This is a genomic window from Hyphomonas chukchiensis, from assembly GCF_000682695.1.
In the GTDB taxonomy this organism is placed as follows: domain Bacteria; phylum Pseudomonadota; class Alphaproteobacteria; order Caulobacterales; family Hyphomonadaceae; genus Hyphomonas; species Hyphomonas chukchiensis.
In genome coordinates this window covers 1-21,130 of record NZ_AWFG01000033.1, presented here as the reverse complement: position 1 = coordinate 21,130, position 21,130 = coordinate 1, and the positions used below count along the sequence as shown (strand labels likewise).

General features: G+C 60.8%; 15 protein-coding genes. 2 read left to right on the top strand and 13 right to left on the bottom strand.

Annotation, left to right across the window (positions count from 1 at the left end; translation table 11 throughout):
- Positions 1 to 64: 64 nt before the first annotated feature.
- The 13 genes from fusA to HY30_RS11945 form a co-directional block, all read right to left on the bottom strand.
- Positions 65 to 2,188: an elongation factor G gene (gene fusA / locus HY30_RS12005; RefSeq protein ID WP_034740667.1), complete on the bottom strand. Its 2,124-nt coding sequence runs from the start codon at positions 2,186 to 2,188 to the stop codon at positions 65 to 67.
- Between the two features lie 90 nt (positions 2,189 to 2,278).
- On the bottom strand, positions 2,279 to 2,749 hold the full coding sequence (gene rpsG / locus HY30_RS12000) for a 30S ribosomal protein S7 (RefSeq protein ID WP_034740664.1): 471 nt from the start codon (positions 2,747 to 2,749) through the stop codon (positions 2,279 to 2,281).
- A 12-nt stretch (positions 2,750 to 2,761) separates the two neighbouring features.
- Positions 2,762 to 3,133, bottom strand: coding sequence for a 30S ribosomal protein S12 (gene rpsL / locus HY30_RS11995; RefSeq protein WP_034740661.1), 372 nt, complete (start codon positions 3,131 to 3,133; stop codon positions 2,762 to 2,764).
- 254 nt (positions 3,134 to 3,387) lie between these two features.
- Positions 3,388 to 3,636: a hypothetical protein gene (locus HY30_RS11990; RefSeq protein WP_034740657.1), complete on the bottom strand. Its 249-nt coding sequence runs from the start codon at positions 3,634 to 3,636 to the stop codon at positions 3,388 to 3,390.
- Between the two features lie 81 nt (positions 3,637 to 3,717).
- Positions 3,718 to 7,944 (bottom strand): DNA-directed RNA polymerase subunit beta', encoded by a 4,227-nt coding sequence (rpoC, locus tag HY30_RS11985; protein ID WP_034740654.1) that lies wholly within the window; start codon positions 7,942 to 7,944, stop codon positions 3,718 to 3,720.
- 132 nt (positions 7,945 to 8,076) lie between these two features.
- Positions 8,077 to 12,213, bottom strand: a complete 4,137-nt coding sequence (gene rpoB, locus HY30_RS11980) for a DNA-directed RNA polymerase subunit beta (RefSeq protein WP_034740652.1) — start codon at positions 12,211 to 12,213, stop codon at positions 8,077 to 8,079.
- A 154-nt stretch (positions 12,214 to 12,367) separates the two neighbouring features.
- The gene (gene rplL, locus HY30_RS11975) at positions 12,368 to 12,748 is read right to left on the bottom strand and encodes a 50S ribosomal protein L7/L12 (RefSeq protein ID WP_034740650.1); all 381 of its coding nucleotides are present in this window, start codon (positions 12,746 to 12,748) and stop codon (positions 12,368 to 12,370) included.
- Positions 12,749 to 12,806: 58 nt separating this feature from the next.
- Positions 12,807 to 13,322, bottom strand: a complete 516-nt coding sequence (gene rplJ / locus HY30_RS11970) for a 50S ribosomal protein L10 (RefSeq protein WP_034740647.1) — start codon at positions 13,320 to 13,322, stop codon at positions 12,807 to 12,809.
- A 394-nt stretch (positions 13,323 to 13,716) separates the two neighbouring features.
- Positions 13,717 to 14,409: a 50S ribosomal protein L1 gene (rplA, locus tag HY30_RS11965; protein WP_034740643.1), complete on the bottom strand. Its 693-nt coding sequence runs from the start codon at positions 14,407 to 14,409 to the stop codon at positions 13,717 to 13,719.
- 5 nt (positions 14,410 to 14,414) lie between these two features.
- The gene (gene rplK, locus HY30_RS11960) at positions 14,415 to 14,861 is read right to left on the bottom strand and encodes a 50S ribosomal protein L11 (protein WP_034740641.1); all 447 of its coding nucleotides are present in this window, start codon (positions 14,859 to 14,861) and stop codon (positions 14,415 to 14,417) included.
- A 201-nt stretch (positions 14,862 to 15,062) separates the two neighbouring features.
- The gene (locus HY30_RS11955; RefSeq protein ID WP_051615407.1) at positions 15,063 to 15,914 is read right to left on the bottom strand and encodes a M48 family metallopeptidase; all 852 of its coding nucleotides are present in this window, start codon (positions 15,912 to 15,914) and stop codon (positions 15,063 to 15,065) included.
- 120 nt (positions 15,915 to 16,034) lie between these two features.
- On the bottom strand, positions 16,035 to 17,852 hold the full coding sequence (locus tag HY30_RS20025) for a hypothetical protein (RefSeq protein WP_051615406.1): 1,818 nt from the start codon (positions 17,850 to 17,852) through the stop codon (positions 16,035 to 16,037).
- Positions 17,852 to 19,297 carry an OmpA family protein gene (locus HY30_RS11945; protein ID WP_034740638.1) on the bottom strand — a complete coding sequence of 482 codons (1,446 nt, stop codon included), beginning with the start codon at positions 19,295 to 19,297 and terminating at the stop codon, positions 17,852 to 17,854. The genes HY30_RS20025 and HY30_RS11945 overlap by 1 nt, the downstream gene beginning before the upstream one ends.
- Before the next feature lie 98 nt (positions 19,298 to 19,395).
- Here HY30_RS11945 and HY30_RS11940 point away from each other — a divergent pair, with 98 nt between their 5' ends.
- A complete protein-coding gene (locus HY30_RS11940; RefSeq protein WP_034740636.1) occupies positions 19,396 to 20,208 on the top strand; it encodes a TrmH family RNA methyltransferase in 813 nt (270 codons plus the stop codon).
- Complete coding sequence (locus HY30_RS11935; protein ID WP_051615405.1) at positions 20,205 to 21,095, top strand: class I SAM-dependent methyltransferase; 891 nt, start codon at positions 20,205 to 20,207, stop codon at positions 21,093 to 21,095. Before HY30_RS11940 ends, HY30_RS11935 begins: the two co-directional genes overlap by 4 nt.
- The last annotated feature ends 35 nt before the right edge of the window (positions 21,096 to 21,130 follow it).

Sequence of the window (21,130 nt, the reverse complement as noted above, 5' to 3'; positions counted from 1 at the left end):
CCTTGCCCATCGGGCCTCTCCTTCATTCTAAATTCAAAAGACCGGCTCACCGGTCGGGGATGGATCAGGAACCTGCGACTTCCTGAATGATTTTCTGTGCTTCGGCACGCGGAACTTCGTCATAGTGAGCGAAGATCATCGTGAACTGGGCACGCCCTTGCGACATGCCGCGCAGGTTCGAAACGTATCCGAACATGTTGACCAGCGGGACCAGGGCGTTGATCGCCACAGCGTTACCGCGTGGTTCCGAACCCTGGATCTGGCCACGGCGGGAGTTCAGGTCGCCGATCACGTCGCCCATATAGTCTTCCGGCGTGACAACTTCCACTTTCATGATCGGCTCCATCAGGCGCGGATCGCCCTTGCCTTTCAGCTCGCGGAATGCGCCGCGGGCGGCGATTTCGAAAGCGAGGACAGAGGAGTCAACGTCGTGGAACGCGCCGTCAACCAGCACGGCCTTGAAGTCGGTGACAGGGTAACCAGCCAGAAGGCCGTTTTCCTTGGCCATATTGAGGCCTTTTTCCACACCGGGAACGTATTCCTTCGGAACGGCGCCGCCGACGATCGAGCTTTCAAACACGAAGCCCGAACCGGCTTCGAGAGGTTCGAACTGCAGCTTGATGCGCGCGAACTGGCCGGTACCACCGGACTGTTTCTTGTGCGTGAAGTCGATTTCGGCCGCGCGGCCGAGTTTCTCGCGGTAGGCCACCATCGGCTGGCCGATGTTTGCTTCCACCTTGAATTCGCGCTTCAGGCGGTCGATCAGGATGTCGAGGTGAAGCTCGCCCATGCCTTTCATGATCGTCTGGCCGGATTCGAAATCGGTTTCGACGCGGAAGGACGGATCCTCTGCCGCGAGGCGCTGGAGGCCAACCGACATTTTTTCCTGGTCAGCTTTCGACTTCGGCTCGACGGCGATCTCGATAACCGGATCGGGGAACGTCATCGTTTCGAGAACGACCGGCTTGTTCGGGTCACAGACCGTGTCACCGGTCGTGGTTTCCTTGAGGCCGGCAAGTGCCACGATGTCGCCTGCGAAGGCTTCCGTGATCTCGTCCTGCTTGTTGGAGTGCATCATGACCATACGGCCGACGCGCTCTTTCTTGCCCTTGGTCGAGTTCATGAAGGCGTCGCCCTTCGACAGCGTACCGGAATAGATACGTGTGAAGGTCAGCGTGCCCATGTAAGGGTCGTTCATGATCTTGAAGGCGAGGCCCGAGAACGGCTGGCTGTCATCAGCGCGGCGTTCGATGTTGCGGACTTCTTCCTCATCACCCGGCAGGAAGCCGAAGTAAGGCGGCACGTCGAGCGGGCCCGGAAGATAGTCGATCACAGCGTTCAGCATCGGCTGCACGCCCTTGTTCTTGAAGGCCGAGCCGCAAAGAACCGGCACAAAGGCCATGGACAGCGTACCCTTGCGGATCAGCTTGCGCAGGGTTGGCACGTCTGGTTCGTTGCCTTCGAGGAAGGCTTCCATCGCATCATCGTCCTGCTCGACGGCAAGCTCGACCAGCGTGGCGCGCATCTCTTCGGCCTTGGCCTTGAGGCTGTCGCGGATAGGCTTGAGGATCCAGGAAGCGCCGAGATCGTCGCCTTCCCAAACCCATTCCTGCATCGTGACAAGGTCAACGTGACCCGCCAGATCGGTTTCCGAACCGATCGGCAGCTGGATCGGCGCAGGCGTGGCGCCTGTGCGGTCCTTGATCATGTGGACGCAGTTGAAGAAGTCAGCGCCGATCTTGTCCATCTTGTTGACGAACACGATGCGCGGAACCTTGTAGCGGTCAGCCTGACGCCAGACGGTTTCAGTCTGCGGCTCAACACCGGCGTTCGCATCGAGGACGCAAACGGCGCCATCGAGAACGGCCAGCGAGCGCTCGACTTCAATCGTGAAGTCAACGTGTCCGGGCGTATCGATGATGTTGAAACGGTATTTGTCGGAGAGCGGCGTGGAGCCATCTTCCGTGCGTTCCCAGAAAGTGGTGGTCGCAGCGGAGGTGATCGTGATGCCACGCTCCTGCTCCTGCTCCATCCAGTCCATGGTCGCGGCACCATCGTGCACTTCGCCGATTTTGTGCGACTTGCCGGTGTAGTAGAGGATGCGCTCTGTGGTCGTCGTTTTGCCGGCATCAATGTGTGCCATGATGCCAAAGTTACGATAGCGATCCAGCGTGTATTCGCGGGCCATGTGGGTAAACCTTCGTGTCTGCTTTCCGGGAGGAAATTGTGGCAACTGACGGGCGCGTTACCCTCAGTTGCCATGAAATTCCAGTGCTGATTACCAGCGGTAGTGTGCGAAGGCCTTGTTGGCGTCCGCCATGCGGTGCGTGTCTTCGCGTTTCTTGACTGCGTTGCCGCGGCCCTGGCTGGCATCCATCAGTTCGCCAGCGAGGCGCTCACGCATCGTGTTTTCGTTGCGGCCTGCGGCAGCAGCCGACAGCCAGCGGATGGCGAGAGCCTGACGGCGCTCTGTGCGGACTTCAACCGGCACCTGGTACGTGGCACCACCGACGCGGCGCGAACGCACTTCGACGGAAGGCGCAACGGCTTCAAGCGCAGCGTGGAAAACCTCGACAGGGTTTTTCTTGGCGCGCGTTTCGACGAGGTCGAAGGCACCATAGACGATGCGCTCGGCAACCGACTTCTTACCATCGCGCATGATCTGGTTCATGAACTTGGTGACGACGATGTCCTTGAATTTCGGATCCGCGAGGACCTGACGCTTCTCTGCACTGTGACGACGAGACATTGAGCGGCCCTCTTATTTCGGTTTCTTCGCGCCGTAATGCGAACGGCGTTGTTTACGGTTCTTGACGGGCTGGGTGTCCAGCGCGCCGCGGATGATGTGGTAACGAACGCCCGGAAGGTCTTTCACGCGGCCGCCGCGGATAAGCACAACAGAGTGCTCCTGCAGGTTGTGGCCTTCGCCCGGGATGTAGCACAGCGATTCGAACCCGGAGGTGAGACGCACTTTTGCCACTTTACGAAGCGCCGAGTTCGGCTTCTTCGGGGTCGTTGTGTAGACGCGCGTGCAAACACCGCGGCGCTGTGGGCAGGCCTTGAGGGCCGGCGTCTTGGTGCGCGTCGGCTTTGGCGAACGCGGATTACGAATAAGCTGTTGAATTGTGGGCATTCGGGCCTTCTGTCTCTTCTGAACTCATGGCCCGATGGGCCGGTAACGAAATGATGCCCCGAATGCCATTGCAGCTTCCGGGACGGCTGAAAACTTGGGGGTCAGATTGGCCGGATCATTCCTGAACCGGTACGGCGAAAGGGCAAAAACCCAGCTGCCTCTCTGACAATGGGTGGCGTTTAAGCCTCTCAGGCGCTGGCGTCAAGGGTCGCATGCCGCCAGACCGCAGCAATATTGGGCCTGAATGCGGGGCTCTAGAACGGCAGGCCGATCCTGTCGACGCACGCAGCCGCCTCAGGGCCCGCTGTGCCGCCTTCAAGCTGCGCCCGGAATGCCGCAAGATCAGCCGCAGCATCCGGCTCCAGCGCCCCTGCCCGCTGGAATTCCGCGGTTCTCAGAACGGTCCTGCAATCAGCAATGGCCCAGCTATCCAGTGACAGGAACGCAATGATTCCAATTGCAACCACTGCACATGCCGCACCGATAATATCGCTTCGTTCCATCTGATGCCTGTCCCTGAAAGCAAGAAAGCCTGCCAAGGCTGGCAGGCTTTCTCATTTGTATCAAGAGCCGTGTCGGCGGGACTATTCGTCCGCTGGCTCGGCAGCCGGGGCCGGAAGGGCCGCCATGGCGAGATTGGCCGCTTCTTCCTGAGCCTTGGCCATCGCAGCAGCGCGCTTGGCTTTCAGCTTCAGGTCGCGCTCGGCCGCAACACGGCGGAACTGACGGATACCACCGCCCGTACCGGCCGGGATCAGGCGGCCAACGATGACGTTCTCCTTGAGACCGTCCAGCGTATCGATCTTGCCCTGGATAGCCGCTTCGGTGAGCACGCGGGTCGTCTCCTGGAACGACGCAGCCGAGATGAAGCTGCGGGTCTGGAGCGAGGCCTTGGTGATACCGAGCAGAAGCGGGGTGGCTGTTGCCTCGCGCTGGTCCTTTTTACGGGATTTGCGCACCACTTCATTGGCGTCCTCGAAGTCGATGAGGTCGATATGCTCGCCGACGATGAATGGCGTATCGCCACCGTCCACGATTTCGACCTTCTGCAGCATCTGGCGAACGATCACTTCGATATGCTTGTCGTTGATCGGCACGCCCTGCAGGCGATAGACCTTCTGCACTTCGTCGATGAGGTAATTGGCCAGGGCCTCGACACCAAGCGTCGACAGGATGTCCTGCGGCGCCGGGTTACCGTCCATCAGGTATTCACCACGCTTGATGAAGTCACCATCCTGAACGGCAAGGTGTTTGCCTTTCGGCACGAGGTAATCGATCTGGTCACGACCTTCCTCGATCGGCACGATCGAGACGCGGCGCTTGTTCTTGTAGTCACGGCCGTAAAGCACCTTGCCATCGACTTCTGCGATGATGGCGTGGTCCTTCGGACGGCGTGCTTCGAACAGTTCGGCCACGCGTGGCAGACCACCCGTGATGTCCCGTGTCTTCGCACCACCGGTCGCAACACGTGCGAGCGTGTCACCGGCTTCGATCTTGTCACCGTCTGCGACGGACAGGATGGCGCCCACCGACAGAAGATAGACAGCATCGGAGCCGTTCGGCAGTTTGACCGGCTTGCCGTCCTTGTCGACGACCTGGATCGACGGCTTGATGTCCGCAGACTTGGAAGCCGAGCGCCAGTCGATGACAACGCGGGACGAGATGCCCGTCGCTTCATCGGTTTCTTCACGAACGGACACACCGTCGATCACGTCGATCAGCTTGGCTTCGCCAGCCACTTCCGACACGATCGGCTGGGCAAACGGATCCCAGTCTGCGAGCGGCATGCCGGGCGAGACCTTCGCCTTGTCCTTGACCATGAGGCGTGTGCCGTAGGCCGGACGGAACGACTGACGTGTACGACCGTCGGCATCGACGATCTCGACCTGCATGCGGCGGCCAACAACAATGATGTTCTTGTCCTTGCGGGTCACATACTCGCCATCCGTGAACCGGACTGTACCTTCGAAGCTGGCTTCGATGGACGACTGGTCGGCCACCTGCGCCGCACCACCGATGTGGAACGTACGCATGGTCAGCTGGGTACCCGGCTCACCAATCGACTGGGCAGCGATAACGCCGACCGCTTCACCGCGGTTGACGACCGTACCCCGGGCAAGGTCACGTCCGTAGCACTGGACGCAGATACCGTTCCGCGCTTCGCAGGTCAGGGCCGAACGGGCCTTGACCACATCAACACCGGCATTCTCGATGATCTCGGCCAGGTCTTCGTCGATATAGGTGTTGGCAGGCGCAACCAGCGTGCCGTCCGCACCTTTGACATCCTCAGCCGTAACGCGGCCGAGCAGACGCTCGCCCAGCGAGACAGTGACATCAGCGCCTTCCATGACAGCCGAGATGTCGATGCCTTTTTCCGTGCCGCAATCATCTTCGTTGATGATGCAGTCCTGGGCGACGTCGACAAGACGACGGGTCAGGTAGCCCGAGTTCGCCGTTTTCAGAGCCGTATCGGCAAGACCCTTACGGGCACCGTGGGTCGAGTTGAAGTATTCAAGAACGGTCAGACCTTCCTTGAAGTTCGAGATGATCGGCGTCTCGATGATTTCACCCGACGGCTTGGCCATCAGGCCCCGCATACCGGCGAGCTGCTTCATCTGGTTCTTCGAACCACGTGCCCCGGAGTCGGCCATCATGTAGATCGAGTTGACCTGAGCCTTACGGTCGCCCTTGGCCACCTGGGCCTTGGAGGCGGATTCCATCATGGCGTCAGCCACCTTGTCCGTACATGTGGACCAGGCGTCGACAACCTTGTTGTACTTCTCGCCACGCGTGATGAGACCGTCGGCATACTGGCGTTCGTATTCTGACACCTGCTCCTTGGTCGCTTCGACGAGCTTCTTCTTCGCTTCCGGAATGACCATGTCATCCTTGCCGAACGAGATGCCGGCTTTCGCAGCTTCCTTGAAGCCGAGACCCATCATCTGGTCGCAGAAGATGACCGTCGCCTTCTGGCCGCACAGACGATACACATCGTCGATGATCCGGCCGATGGCCTTCTTGGTCAGCGTCAGGTTGACCATGTCAGGCTGGATGCCTTTGAAGCGCGGCAGGATGTTTGCCACCATGAAGCGGCCCGGTGTCGTGTCGATCACACGGCGCCATGGCTTGCCCTCATCGTCGACGCCTTCGTACATCGCCTTGATCTTCGAGTGCAGCGAGACAAAGCCATTGTCGAGCGCCTGCTCGATTTCAGCGAGATCCGTGAACATCATGCCATTGCCGACTTCCTCGTCGCGATCGAGCGAGAGGTAGTAGAGGCCGAGGATGATATCCTGCGACGGCACGATGATTGGCTTGCCGTTGGCAGGCGACAGGATGTTGTTCGTCGACATCATGAGCACGCGGCATTCCAGCTGGGCCTCGAGGCTCAGCGGCACGTGAACGGCCATCTGGTCGCCATCGAAGTCAGCGTTGAACGCGGCGCAGACCAGCGGGTGAAGCTGGATGGCCTTGCCCTCGATCAGTTTCGGTTCGAACGCCTGGATGCCGAGGCGGTGAAGCGTCGGCGCGCGGTTGAGCAGGATCGGGTGCTCGCGGATAACCTCGTCGAGGATATCCCACACTTCCGGCTTCTCTTTCTCGACCAGTTTCTTGGCAGCCTTGACCGTACCGGCGAGACCTTTGGCGTCGAGACGCGCATAGATGAACGGCTTGAACAGCTCGAGCGCCATCTTCTTCGGAAGGCCGCACTCGTGCAGTTTCAGGTTCGGGCCAACCACGATGACCGAACGGCCGGAATAGTCGACGCGCTTGCCGAGAAGGTTCTGGCGGAAGCGGCCCTGCTTGCCCTTGAGCATGTCGGAGATCGACTTCAGCGGGCGCTTGTTGGTGCCCGTGATCGTGCGGCCGCGACGGCCGTTGTCGAACAGGGCATCAACCGACTCCTGAAGCATGCGCTTCTCGTTGCGGATGATGATATCCGGTGCGCGAAGCTCCATCAGGCGCTTCAGGCGGTTGTTCCGGTTGATCACGCGGCGATAGAGGTCGTTAAGGTCGGATGTCGCAAAGCGGCCGCCGTCCAGCGGAACCAGCGGGCGCAGGTCCGGCGGGATGACTGGAACGACAGTCAGGATCATCCACTCGGGTTTGGCGCGCGACTGGAGGAAGGATTCGACCACCTTGAGGCGCTTGGAAGCCTTCTTGGTTTTCAGTTCCGATGTGGAATCGCGCAGGTCATCGCGCAGCGTCTCGGCCAGCGTTGGCAGGTCGAGGTTGCGGAGGATCTCGCGGATGGCTTCGGCACCTATCATGGCTGTGAACGCGTCTTCACCCAGACGGTCCTGCGCATCCATGTATTCTTCTTCGGTCAGGAGCTGCTTGGGCTCCAGTTCCGTGAGGCCCGGCTCGATGACGACATAGCTTTCGAAGTAGAGCACGCGCTCCACGTCTTTCAGCGCCATGTCTACCAGGGTCGAAATCCGGGAGGGAAGCGACTTCAGGAACCAGATGTGCGCAACAGGCGCGGCCAGGTCGATGTGACCCATGCGCTCGCGGCGGACGCGTGCGAGGGTGACTTCAACGCCGCACTTCTCGCAGACAATGCCGCGATACTTGATGCGCTTGTACTTGCCGCAAAGGCACTCATAGTCCTTCACCGGGCCGAAGATGCGGGCACAGAAAAGGCCGTCGCGCTCGGGCTTGAACGTCCGGTAGTTGATGGTTTCAGGCTTCTTGATCTCGCCTGACGACCACGAGCGGATTTTCTCCGGGCTTGCGATCGAAATGCGGATCGCCTCGAAAGTCGGGGCGGGCGTATTCGGGTTGAAAATGCTGGCGACGTCCTGGCGCATGGGTGTCTGCTCCTTGGGTGGGCGATGTTGTCGGGGCGAAAGGGCCCCTGCCCTCATGAAATTTCGTATCGAATGGGATGCCCCGTGAAACGTTTCTCGTTTCCAGGGGCATCCCGATATTTCGTTTACTGTCTACTCGGCTGCGACCGTGGACTCTTCGTCCTCGATTTCGCCATTGTCTTCTTCGATCAGCTCCACGTTGAGGCCGAGCGAGCGCATTTCCTTGATCAGCACGTTGAAGCTTTCCGGGATACCAGCCTCGAAGGAATCGTCGCCACGGACGATCGATTCGTAGATCTTCGCACGGCCTGCAGTATCATCCGACTTCACAGTCAGCATTTCCTGCAGCGTGTAGGCTGCGCCATAGGCTTCGAGTGCCCAGACTTCCATCTCCCCGAAGCGCTGGCCACCGAACTGCGCCTTGCCGCCCAGCGGCTGCTGGGTAACGAGCGAGTAAGGACCGGTCGAACGCGCGTGGATTTTCTCGTCCACGAGGTGGTGAAGCTTGAGCAGGTACTTGTACCCGACCGTGACAGGACGCGAGAACTGAACGCCGGTACGACCGTCGAACATCTTCACCTGGCCTGACGTGTCGAGACCGGCACGTGTCAGCAGGTCGTTGATGTCGCTTTCGCGGGCACCATCGAACACTGGCGTGGCGATCGGAACACCGTTGCGCAGGTTGCCGGCCAGCTCGACGATTTCAGCGTCGGTTTCCGGAAGCTCCTGCTCTTCGCCATAGGCGTAGGCAACCGCTTTACGAAGTGCGTCCATGTCATGCTTCTGGTGGAACTCCTCCAGAGCCTGGTCGATGATCCGGCCAAGACCGCGGCAGGCCCAGCCTGTGTGGGTCTCAAGGATCTGACCGACGTTCATGCGCGAAGGCACGCCGAGCGGGTTCAGAACGATGTCGACAGGCGTACCGTCTTCGAGGAACGGCATGTCTTCGCTCGGGTTGATCTTCGAGATCACACCCTTGTTGCCGTGACGGCCGGCCATCTTGTCGCCCGGCTGAAGCTTGCGCTTCACAGCCAGGAACACTTTGACGACTTTCATCACGCCCGGAGGCAGGTCGTCGCCGCGCTGGACCTTGTCGACCTTGTCGTTGAAACGGGCATCAAGCTCGTGGATCGACGCATCGAACTGGGCGCGCAGCGCGTCGAGATCGGCCTGGGCCTTTTCAGACTTCAGCGCGATGTCCCACCACTGGCTCTCGCTCAGTTCTTCAAGCGCGTCGGCCGCAATCTTGCCAGCCTTGAAGCCTTTCGGCCCCGCAACGGCTTCCTTGCCGGTCAGCAGGTCAGCAAGACGCGCATAGGTGTTGCGCTCGAGGATCGATTGTTCGTCTTCCTTGTCTTCCTGCAGCTGTTCGATCTGCTCGCGTTCGATCTGAAGCGCGCGCTGGTCCTTGTCGATGCCGTGGCGATTGAAGATGCGGACATCCACAACCGTACCGGCGTCGCCCGGAGGCACACGCAGCGACGTATCACGCACATCGGACGCCTTCTCACCGAAGATGGCGCGGAGGAGTTTCTCTTCCGGCGTCATCGGGCTTTCACCCTTCGGCGTGACCTTGCCGACGAGAATGTCGCCAGCTTTCACTTCAGCGCCCACAGCCACGATGCCGGCTTCGTCGAGGTTGCGCAGGGCTTCCTCGCCGACGTTCGGAATGTCGCGTGTGATCTCTTCAGGGCCAAGCTTCGTGTCGCGCGCCGCGATCTCGAATTCCTCGATGTGGATCGACGTGAACACGTCGTCCTTCACGATACGTTCGGAGATCAGGATCGAGTCCTCGAAGTTGTAGCCATTCCACGGCATGAACGCGACGAGCACGTTCCGGCCGAGAGCCAGCTCACCGAGATCGGTCGAAGGACCGTCCGCGATGATGTCATTCTTCGAGACCGTGTCGCCCACTTTGACGATCGGACGCTGGTTGATGCAGCTGTTCTGGTTCGAACGGCGGAACTTGGCCAGACGATAGATGTCGACGCCCGACTTCGAGCCTTCGAGATCCTCGGTGGCGCGAACCACGATACGCAGCGCGTCAACCTGCTCGACCACACCAGCCCGGCGGGCGATGATGGCGGCGCGGCTGTCACGGGCCACGATGGATTCCATGCCCGTGCCGACGAACGGCGCTTCGGACTGGACCAGCGGAACCGCCTGGCGTTGCATGTTCGATCCCATGAGGGCGCGGTTGGCGTCATCATTTTCAAGGAACGGAATGAGCGAGGCAGCAACCGACACGACCTGTTTCGGCGAGACGTCCATGAACTGGATGTCGTCCTTCGAAACCATGGTCGCTTCGCCAGCCACACGGGCGTTGACGAATTCGTTCTGCAGCTCGCCCTTGGCGTTCACCGAAGCGTTGGCCTGGGCGATCGAGTAGATCGACTCTTCCATGGCCGACAGATAGACGACCTCGTCGGTCTGCTTGCCGTTCACAACCTTGCGGTACGGGCTCTCGATGAAGCCGTACTTGTTGATGCGCGCATGGGTGGCGAGCGAGTTGATCAGACCGATGTTCGGGCCTTCCGGCGTCTCGATCGGGCAGATCCGGCCATAGTGGGTCGGGTGCACGTCGCGGACTTCAAAGCCGGCGCGTTCGCGAGTCAGACCACCTGGGCCAAGCGCTGAAAGACGGCGCTTGTGGGTGATTTCCGACAGCGGGTTGGTCTGGTCCATGAACTGCGACAGCTGCGAGGAGCCGAAGAATTCACGCACAGACGCCACAACCGGTTTCGCGTTGATCAGGTCGTGCGGCATGACCGTGTCGATATCGACCGATCCCATACGCTCCTTGATCGCGCGCTCCATGCGCACGAGACCGATACGGTAGTTGTTTTCCATAAGCTCGCCGACCGAGCGGACCCGGCGGTTGCCAAGGTTGTCGATATCGTCGACTTCGCCCTTGCCGTCCTTCAGGTCGAGAATGACCTTCATGACGCCGATGATGTCGTCATTGCGCAGAACGCGCATGTCGTCGGCAGCGGACTCATAGCCTTTGACGGCAACAGAGAGACGCATGTTCATCTTCACCCGGCCAACGGCCGAGAGGTCATAGCGCTCAGGATCGAAGAAGAGCTGGCCGAACAGGGCATCAGCGGCTTCCTGCGTTGGTGGCTCACCCGGGCGCATGACGCGGTAGATGTCCGACAGCGCTTCGAAACGGGTTTCGTTCTTGTCAGCCTTCAGCGTGTTGCGCAGCCATGGGCCACGGCCGGACGCGTCGATGTCGAGGACTTCGATCGTCTTGATGCCGTATTCGCGCATCTCGGCGATGACTTCTTCTTCCAGCATGTCGCCGGCTTCACCGAAGATCTCGCCGGTTTCCATGTTCACGACATCACGCGCCAGGAATTTGCCAACGAGGGCTTCGGAAGGCACCAGGATCTCGTCCGTGCCGGCCTCTGCGATACGCTTGGCTTTCAGCGCGGTGATCTTCTTGCCAGCCTCGGCAACGGCCTTCTTCGACTTGGCGTCGATCAGGTCGAATTCAGGCTTCAGGCCTTTCCAGGCTTCCGAACGGAACCCGGTGACCCAGCCCTGCTTGTCCATCCGGTAGATGGAGTGCGTGTAGAACAGGTCGAGGATCTGCTCGGTGTCATAGCCGAGCGCATACAGCATCGTCGTCGCCGGCAGCTTGCGCTTGCGGTCGATACGGATGTTGAGCACGTCCTTCGCGTCGAACTCGAAGTCGAGCCACGAACCGCGGTAAGGAATGATGCGCGCCGCGAACAGCAGCTTGCCGGATGTGTGGGTCTTGCCCTTGTCGTGGTCAAAGAACACGCCGGGCGAACGGTGCATCTGCGAGACGATCACGCGCTCGGTGCCGTTGACGACGAACGTACCCTTGTCGGTCATCAGCGGGATGTCGCCGAGATAGCATTCCTGCTCTTTGACTTCCTTGACCGAGCGGGCGCCCGTGTCTTCGTCAATGTCGAACACGACGAGCTGGAGACGCACCTTGAGCGGCGCCTGATAGGTCAGATCGCGCTGCATGCACTCTTCAACGTCGAATTTCGGCGTTTCGAACTCGTAGTTCACATATTCGAGCGTCGCGCGCTCGGAAAAATCTGTAATCGGGAATACCGACTTGAAAACGCCTCCGAGGCCATCATCCGTGCGTTTCTCGCGCGGCGTGTGCATCTGAAGGAAGCTCTCGTAAGAATCGCGTTGAACCTCGATCAGGTTCGGCATTTCGATGGCTTCGGGAATGCGCCCGAAGGACTTGCGGATACGTTTCTTTTCCGTGAAGGAGAGTGCCATCCCAGGATCCCAATTTTGTCCGTCCGGGCCACATGGCCACAGACCTTATCACCAGAACGCGAGTTCGCGGCGGCCTCTGAATGAGACCGCCGCGCATCTTTTAGATAGAACAGCGCCTCGCGCGAACACTGTCCGGATTTTAAAGCAGCAAGCGCTACTTGATTTCGATCGTAGCGCCGACGTCTTCGAACTTCTTCTTGATCTCTTCAGCTTCGGCTTTGGAGACGCCTTCTTTGATGGCTTTAGGAGCAGCTTCGACGAGGTCTTTAGCTTCCTTCAGGCCGAGGGCGGGAACAACGTCGCGGACGACCTTGATCACGTTGATTTTCTTGTCGCCTGCCGACGTCAGGACGACGTCGAATTCCGTCTGCTCTTCAGCAGCGGCAGCAGGAGCGGCAGCACCACCGGCAGCAGCGACAGCTACTGGCGCAGCGGCGGAAACGCCCCACTTTTCTTCAAGCATTTTTGCGAGCTCAGCGGCCTCGAGAACGGTCAGGGCGGAGAGATCTTCGACAATCTTTTCGAGATTTGCCATTGTGTGATTTCCTGTTTGGTTCGGTTGTTAAGTTCAATTGGTTGCGAAAACGGGTGCCTTAGGCGGCGTCTTTCGACGCGTATGCCGACACCACACGGGCAAGCTGGCTGGCCGGTGCCTGAATGACGCCTGCAACTTTCGTTGCCGGTGCCTGCAGAAGGCCAACAATTTTGCCACGGAGCTGGTCGAGAGATGGAAGCTTCGCGAGGGCCTGAACGCCGGAAGCATCCAGAACCACGTCACCCATGACGCCGCCGATGATGATGAACTTGGAATTGTCTTTCGCAAATTCATCTGCTGCTTTCGCAGCGGACACCGGATCAGCAGCATAGGCAATTGCCACAGGACCCTGGAACAGGGCTTGGGCATCGTCGCCGCCTTGACCGTCGAGCGCAATTTTCGCCAGACGGTTCTTGACCACCTTAAGCTGACCGCCATCCTTACGAAGGAGGGCGCGCAGCTTTGACATTTCCGCAACGGTCATTCCGGAATAGTGCGTCACGATGACGGCACCGGACTCGGCGAACACGCCTTTCAGCGTGTCGAGAGCCACTGTTTTTCCAGCTTTATCCATAGCGGGTCTCCAGTAGAGGCGCCCGGACCATCCGGCCGCCCTGGTAATCGCCTTCCGGCCCGAGGGCCTTCCAGCGCCTGCCCAGGGATTGGCCTGCCCGGTAAAGCAAAACAGGAAATCCTGTTTTTCCGAACCGTTTCAACGCCTCACCCCGTCTGCATAGGTGGCTGAAAAGCCTTTACCGCGTTCGAAAACGTGACCTATGGTCTAGGACAGGAAAACGGGAGGCCGCCGATGCACATCGGTGATCTCCCGTCAAGAGAGGTCTGTTAACGCTTTATCCAAAGGGCCGCAACCCCCTGAATCCAGAAAATGTGAGATGACAGGAAAAAGCCCGGCGCCTTTTGGCACCGGGCTTTTCTGATTTTGGACCTGAATAGCTGCCGAAGCGAGCCTATTTCGTTTCGGCCGTATCGATCATGATGCCCGCGCCCATCGTCGAGGACAGCGAGATCTTGCGAACAAACGTGCCTTTTGCGCCGCTTGGGCGTGCCTTGACGAGTGCATCGAGGAACGCCTTGACGTTTTTCTCGATGTCAGCCTCGGTAAAGCTGGCCTTGCCCACGCCTGCATGGATGATACCGGCTTTTTCAACGCGGAATTCAACCGAGCCGCTTTTGGCGTCTTTGACAGCCTGGGCGACGTTTGGCGTGACCGTGCCGACCTTCGGGTTTGGCATCAGGCCGCGTGGGCCGAGGACCTTACCGAGACGACCGACGATGGCCATCATGTCCGGCGACGCGATAACGCGGTCGAAGTCCATGAAGCCGCCCTGGATTTTCTCCATCAGGTCTTCTGCGCCAACGAAGTCAGCACCGGCGGCCTTGGCTTCGTCAGCCTTGGCATCCTTCGCGAACACGGCGACGCGAACGTCTTTGCCCGTGCCGGCTGGCAGGTTGACCACGCCGCGGACCATCTGGTCAGCGTATTTGGGGTCGACGCCGAGATTGACGGCAATCTCGATCGTTTCGTCGAATTTCGATTTCGCGTTGCCCTTCACCACCGAGACGGCCTCGCTGATGGTGTAGGCTTTTTCGCGGTCAATCGTTTCTGCGATTGCGCGTGAGCGCTTTCCTGGTTTCGCCATCGTTCTTACTCCACCACTGTCAGGCCCATCGCGCGGGCGGACCCTGCGATGATCTTGGACGCTGCATCGAGATCGTTTGCGTTGAGGTCTTCCATTTTGGCTTCCGCGATTTCGCGGATCTGCTTCATGGTGACCTTGCCGACCGTGTCAAAGCCTGGCTTTTTCGAGCCGGACGCAGGCTTCTTGCCGAGCTTCAGGCCAGCGGCCTTCTTCAGCAGCACCGTGGCAGGTGGGGTCTTCGTGACGAAGGTGAATGATTTATCCTGGTAATACTGGATGACGACCGGGATAGGCAGGCCTTCTTCCATGCTCTGCGTCTTGGCGTTGAACGCCTTGCAGAATTCCATGATGTTGATGCCGCGCTGACCGAGCGCCGGACCGACGGGCGGCGAAGGGTTTGCCTTGCCTGCGGGAATCTGGAGCTTGATCTGCCCCAGCAGTTTCTTAGCCATTGTGTCCTCACAATTGTTACGAGGGGGCGGTGGTCTTTCGATCCGCCCCGATTGGTATCGAGGGTCCGCGGTCCGGCTGGCGGGCCTTCCGCAGAAGCGGGCGTATGGCCCAAACACCCTTGCAGGTCAAGCAGCCCGGATGTGAAAAGCCCGGACGGCGCTGGCCATCCGGGCTTGTTTCGTCTCGCCTTGGGGCGCTGCCTACATCAGCGCATAGCCCTTGGCATTGATATATTGCTTCAGAGCCGCCGCACGGTTGAGCGGATCAGGGTGCGTCGACATGAATTCCGGCTGGCGCTGGCCTTCCGAATTGGCCGCCATGAGTTCCCACAGGCGCACGGACTGCTTCACGTCATAGCCGGCGTTGTGCATGTAGTCGACGCCGAGGCGATCGGCCTCGGATTCGTGCTTGCGGCTGTAGGGCAATACGACACCAAACTGCATGGCTGCGCCGCCGAGGGCGCCGATGGCCGTGCCATACTTGCTGAGCGTTTCCGACTGCGTGATGGCGATCTGGCCCAGCATCAGCCCGGCCTGCGCAGCGGTCGTGATCGAGAGGCGCTCGGCGGCATGACGGCCCACGACGTGACCCGTCTCATGCCCCAGAACGGACGACAGCTGGTCGTCATTCTCGGTCAGTTCGGTAATGCCGCGATACACGCCCACCCGGTTGCCCGGCATGACGAAGGCATTGACGTCATCGGTATCGAAGACGGCGACATCCCAGTCCGCATTGGGGTCGACATAGCCCGTCTGCCCTGCCCCGCGCACGGTGCGGTTCCACACGTTGAGGACACGGCTCTTGAGCCTGGAATTGGCTGTCACCGGCACTTGCGCCTTCATGTCGGTCCACGCCGACGCGGCCATGCCTGCGACCTGGTCTTCGCCGAACAGGATGAACTGGTTGGACCCCGTCGCCGGGTTCGTCGCGCAACTTGTCACGAAAGGCAGCACGCTGCCCGATGCAATACCGCAGATGATCGCCCGGCGGGACATGTTGATACGCGGCGCATTCGCGAGAATTTCGCCGTCAAAATCGATGCGTTCGACCATATAAAACTCCTTCACCCTTTGGCGCCATGGTTACTCCCTGGGGGCTGAAAAGCAATGCCACAAGAACGGCGCCAGGCTGTACCTGCCTGCCTCAGAATGAATGCACCCTGAATTGCGCGCCTATTCCTCGGCGACATCACCGGACAGGATCGCGGCCTGTTCCACCCAGCCTTCGCGGGAAATGCGGCCCGAGAAGTTCAGGTGGTTGTCGACCCAGGCGATGTTCGCCGGCGTCCACGCAGCGATCTGGTCATAATGGAAGATGCCGAGTTCATTCAGCACTTCCTGTATCTTCGGACCGATGCCGCCAATGATCGTCAGGTCGTCAGGCGAGTCCGCAACGGCCTTGGGCAGGGCGATCGGGCGCTCCGCAGGAATTGCGTCAGTCTCGGCGTCCTCACCGTCTTCGTCGTCGAGTTCCTCGTCGGCGTCATCGTCCGACTCTTCATCATAGTCGCCGTCGTCATCCTCGTCCGCTTCGTCCAGCGCATCTTCGTCGACCGCTTCATCGTCTTCGTCGAAGTCTTCCTCGGCATCAGACTCGTCGGCGTCATCGTCCCCGGAATCGTCGTCTTCGACCTCATCCTCTTCGACTTCGTCGTCCTCATCGTCCTCGTCAGATTCATCGTCTTCTGACTCATCTTCGTCGGACTCGTCGTCCTCCAGGACGTCTTCATCTTCCTCATCGTCGGACTCTAGATCGTCCTCATCTTCCGCATCGAGGTCCTCCTCATCGGATTCCTCGTCATAGGCATCGTCGTCCTCGGTCTCATCATCGGACTCTTCGTCCGCTTCCGCCTCGTCCTCGTCTTCCTCGTCGATGTCCGCGTCATCTTCCAGTTCGAGATCTTCGTCTTCGTCCTCGTCCAGCGCGTCCTCATCACCCTCGTCTTCGTCGCCATCCCCCAGCGCCTCATCCTCGAGGTCGTCGTCTTCCAGCTCATCGGCTTCGTCCTCGGCCTCAAGCGCGTCTTCGATCTCGTCCGCCATGTCGTCTTCAGGCTCATCGACCTCTTCGTCGAATTCGCCCTCTTCCTCGGCATCTGCCGCTGCATCCGCCTCTTCCAGCTCCTGCAGGATGGCATCCGTGGCGGAGATGATCTCGTCATCGTCCTCCGGCGTCTCGTCTGTCTCAACTTCAAGGTCGACCAGCTCAGCCACGTCCGGCGCGGCGGCGTCCTCAGGGGCAGCGTCACCCTCGAAATAGGCCAGACGCCCCTCAAGGAAGCGGTTGCGCCAGCGCAGCCGGGCCAGTTCCTCGCCCGCATCATCGCTCTCGATCGGCGCCGCAACGGGCTCAGCCGCAGGCGCAGGGGCCGGCTGGGCGGCCAGCTCGGCCTCCAGCGTCTCCACACGCTGCTTGAAGAAGTCAGCCTGCCATTTCAGCTTGTCCAGTTCCGCCGTATCGACAGCGGGCTCGGGTGATACAGCTGCGGCCACGGCAGGCGCTGCGACAGCCTGAACCGGCGCAGAGGCCTGCTCGTGCAGCGCCGCTTCCAGATGTTGCACACGGCTCTCAAGATGCCGGTTGCGCCAGAGCAGGGTTGGTTCGGTCTGGTCGCTGGCCATTTTCGGGGCGACAGGCGCCGCGCCGCGTCCTGCGCCGGATTTCAGGGCTTGCAGCTCGGCCTTCGACCGTGACAGCTCGGCCGAGAGTTCCGACAGCCGCTTTTCCCGCACGTTCAACTCGGCCCGCAGCGCCGGGTCGGTCGCAGCAGCCGGCGCGCTGGCGCCCGGCACCGCGTTGCGCTGGGCCGCATAGAGGCCTTCGATTTCCGCCTTGGCCTGCTCGAGCTCCGTGCGGGCGATATCCCGGTCAACACGCGCCGTGCGCAGCTTGCCGACAAGCAGGATGCCGCGCATGGACCAACCGAAAAGCAGGCTGAACAGGCCGACGCCTGCAAGCGCCATCCACATGTGCGTCAGAAGCCAGGCCATTATTCGCTCCGTTCCAGTACTGTGATCTCGATTGGCCGGCTGTCTGCCCCGGCGTCAGCTGAATCAATAGCCTGCTCCGCAGCCGTGGGGCCATAGCCAATCGCAGACAAACGCCCTGCATCCACCCCGGTTGCCTCAAGAAACGCCACAAGCGCGTCTGCCCGGGCCCGGCCCAGTGCAACATCTGCAGGTTTCGGGTTTTCCGCCTCCGCACGGCCATTGATGCTGAAGCCAAGCGCCGGATCGCAGGCCGCCACAGAAGCCGCCAGCACGTCCAGCGCAGGCCCGCTTGTCCGCAGCGGCTCCGCCGCGCCTTCCGCAAAACTTATGTCTCCCGTGGCGACAGCGGCGTCCACCATGCCCTGGCATGCTTCGACCGGCGTGGCCGCAGGCACCACCTCAGGCGGTGCCGGCAGGCGACTGACCGCCCTGATCTCTGCTGTATAAGGCGCGGTCAGGCTCGCGACGTCCTGCTTCAGGTAGGCAAGCGTACTTGGGCTGGCCTGCCCCAGGATGAGGAAACCGGCCCCATCCGGGTCGAAATCCATTTCGCCGCTCTGGAAATGCACGAATTGTGGCAGCCCCCGCCGCACACCTTCCATCCAGCCGCCATAGACCTGATCGGCAATGACCATCTCATCGACCAATTTGCCCTGATAATGCTTCTTGGCGAGCGTCAGGATTTCACGCCGCTCGGATTCGCTGGACACGTTGCCCTTCAACAGCAGACCGTCATCGGACACCCGCGCCAGCCAGAGCGAGGCGCCGCGCACCAGCGGCTGGCCCTGGAACGGCGCGGCAATGTTGGTGACTTCCGTCGTGACCGCCTCACGCACGGCTTTGTCGCTCGCCACGCCATTCACGCGCAGGCGCGTATCCTCAAGCGTCACATCGCCGGAATCGAGGCTGGCAAGCTGGTGCAGGCCAAGCCGCGCAATGCCCTGCCAGTTGCCCACCGGCGCGCCCGAGGCGAGTTGCATACGGTCTTCCACCGGCGCCCCCGCAGAAACGGCCTGCGCCTCGGCCAGCAGGGCCTTCCGGATGGTCCGGGATGGCACATGACCCGACAGCACCAGAGCGCCCTCAGGCGTCTTCTCGGCATGCCAGACAAAGGGCGACACCGGCGGGGCATCATCGGCGACACTCTCGACCTGCGTGACGCCGCCGAAGATCAGGCCGCCCTGCCCGTCTGCCGTGAGAATGGTCAGCGCGGCATCGCGCACGGCCTCCGTTGTGGGCGCCTTGCCGGAGAGGATGGCGTGCTGGCCATCCATGGTGACAATGGCCCAGTCATGACCGGCAGCCTTCAGCGCGGCCGTGGTTTTCTGCTGAAGTTCCATCTGCAGGTTTGCAGCATTCTGTGGTGACTGATAAACGCCCCACCAACCCATCGCCACGAGACCGGCGAGAGACACAAGCGCAAACAGGTGATCGAGTAGCCTCATTGGGACCCCACCTTAACTCCCTGAAGTCACTTCCCTTCCTTCAGGGATGCCCTATTCACCCCCTCATCGCAAGACTTTCGCTGCAGGCCTGACGCCCCATGAACCAACCGATCGAAACCATCACGAGCCCGTCCAACCCGCTCATCAAGTCATTGAAAAGCCTGGAAAGAAAGAAGGGCCGCAGCGAGACGGGCCTGTTCCTGGCCGAAGGCGCACGACTGGTCGAACAGGGGCTTGAGCAGGGCTGGCAGGCCGAAACGCTCGTTATCGCGTCGACCATGGCAGACCGGCCACACCTCGCGGCCCTCGCGAGGCGCGCCGCAGCGGCCGGCGCGCGCGTCGTGCTGGCCCCGGAACGGCTGATGTCCAAGATCACCCACAAGGACAATGCGCAGAGCGTGATCGCCTCGTTCCGCCAGCAGCATCGTCCCCTTGATGCGCTGACCAGCGCCGATAACGGCATCTGGATCGCCCTCTACGAAGTGCGCGATCCGGGCAATCTGGGCACCATCCTGCGCACCGCGGACTGCGCTGGCGCGAGCGGGGTCATCCTGCTTGAAACCTGTTGTGATCCCTACAGTTTCGAGACAGTCCGCGCCTCCATGGGATCGATCTTCGACATGAAATTCGCGAACGCCTCCTTCGAGGCGTTCAACGCCTGGCGCAAGGCGCAAGGCCTGTCGCTAACAGCTGCATCCGTTAACGGGACCGTGCGGCATGACAAGGCGCCTTATGGCGCACGATCCGTGATCATCATGGGCAATGAACAGGCAGGATTGCCGGATGCGATCGAGGGACAGTGCGACACGCTCTGCCTCATCCCCATGCGCGGCGGGGCGGACAGTCTGAACCTGGCCCAGGCCACCGCCATCATGACTTACGAGGCCTGGCGGCAGAGGGATTTCACATGAAAACCGAGACCAAGCTCCTGATTGCCGACGACTGGGACGATTATGCCCTGCTCGACAGCGGCCACCTGAAAAAGCTGGAACGCTTCGGCAGCCAGACCGTGATCCGGCCCGACCCGCAGGCCTTCTGGGAGCCTGTACGGCCTGTTGATAGCTGGAAGGCAGACGCGGCCTTCCTCAGCAAGAATGACGACGAGGACGGCGGCGGCAACTGGGAAACCCTCTCGCCCCGCGCCGCCGAAGACTGGCCGATGCGCTGGAACGGGCTGACCTTCACCGCCCGCCGCACGGCCTTCCGCCACATGGGCGTCTTTCAGGAACATTCGGTCCACTGGCGTTTCGCGCAGGAGCAGATCCGCGCCGCCAAACGGCCGGTCAAAGTGTTGAATTTGTTCGGTTATACCGGAATGATGTCGCTTGCCTGCGCGGCAGCCGGGGCCGAGGTGACGCATCTTGATGCCAGCCCGAAATCGAATGGCTATGGCAAGGACAACCAGGCCCTGAGCGGCCTGTCGGACCGCACGATCCGCTGGATTGCCGATGATGCGATGAAGTTTGTCGCCCGCGAAATCCGCCGCGAGAACCGCTATGACGCCATCGTTCTCGACCCGCCGAAATTCGGCCGCGGGCCCAAGAACGAGACCTGGCGCTTCGAGCAGGACCTGCCCGAGCTGCTTGATAACATAAAGGAATTGCTGGTCGAAAAGCCGCTCTTTGTGATTGCGACGGCCTATGCCGTGCGGCTGTCATACCTCGCGCTGTCGCAGACGCTGGGTGACCGGCTCGCCGCCTTTGGCGGCGTCATGGAACAGGGCGAGATGGCCCTGCCGCAGCAAGGCTCCAGCCGTCTGCTACCCACCGCGCTCTACGCCCGCTGGCGCGCCAGCTAGGCAGGAAAGGCCCTGCCTTTTCCGGCAATCGTTCT

Bases quoted from the DNA above. Each gene is read 5' to 3' on its own strand.
- rpoB (WP_034740652.1), bottom strand. From the start codon at position 12,213: ATGGCACTCTCCTTCACGGAAAAGAAACGTATCCGCAAGTCCTTCGGG.
- HY30_RS20025 (WP_051615406.1), bottom strand. From the start codon at position 17,852: ATGGCCTGGCTTCTGACGCACATGTGGATGGCGCTTGCAGGCGTCGGC.
- rpoC (WP_034740654.1), bottom strand. From the start codon at position 7,944: ATGCGCCAGGACGTCGCCAGCATTTTCAACCCGAATACGCCCGCCCCG.
- HY30_RS11935 (WP_051615405.1), top strand. From the start codon at position 20,205: ATGAAAACCGAGACCAAGCTCCTGATTGCCGACGACTGGGACGATTAT.
- HY30_RS11940 (WP_034740636.1), top strand. From the start codon at position 19,396: ATGAACCAACCGATCGAAACCATCACGAGCCCGTCCAACCCGCTCATC.
- rplK (WP_034740641.1), bottom strand. From the start codon at position 14,861: ATGGCTAAGAAACTGCTGGGGCAGATCAAGCTCCAGATTCCCGCAGGC.
- fusA (WP_034740667.1), bottom strand. From the start codon at position 2,188: ATGGCCCGCGAATACACGCTGGATCGCTATCGTAACTTTGGCATCATG.
- HY30_RS11945 (WP_034740638.1), bottom strand. From the start codon at position 19,297: ATGAGGCTACTCGATCACCTGTTTGCGCTTGTGTCTCTCGCCGGTCTC.
- rplA (WP_034740643.1), bottom strand. From the start codon at position 14,409: ATGGCGAAACCAGGAAAGCGCTCACGCGCAATCGCAGAAACGATTGAC.
- rpsL (WP_034740661.1), bottom strand. From the start codon at position 3,133: ATGCCCACAATTCAACAGCTTATTCGTAATCCGCGTTCGCCAAAGCCG.
- rplJ (WP_034740647.1), bottom strand. From the start codon at position 13,322: ATGGATAAAGCTGGAAAAACAGTGGCTCTCGACACGCTGAAAGGCGTG.
- rplL (WP_034740650.1), bottom strand. From the start codon at position 12,748: ATGGCAAATCTCGAAAAGATTGTCGAAGATCTCTCCGCCCTGACCGTT.
- rpsG (WP_034740664.1), bottom strand. From the start codon at position 2,749: ATGTCTCGTCGTCACAGTGCAGAGAAGCGTCAGGTCCTCGCGGATCCG.
- HY30_RS11955 (WP_051615407.1), bottom strand. From the start codon at position 15,914: ATGGTCGAACGCATCGATTTTGACGGCGAAATTCTCGCGAATGCGCCG.
- HY30_RS11990 (WP_034740657.1), bottom strand. From the start codon at position 3,636: ATGGAACGAAGCGATATTATCGGTGCGGCATGTGCAGTGGTTGCAATT.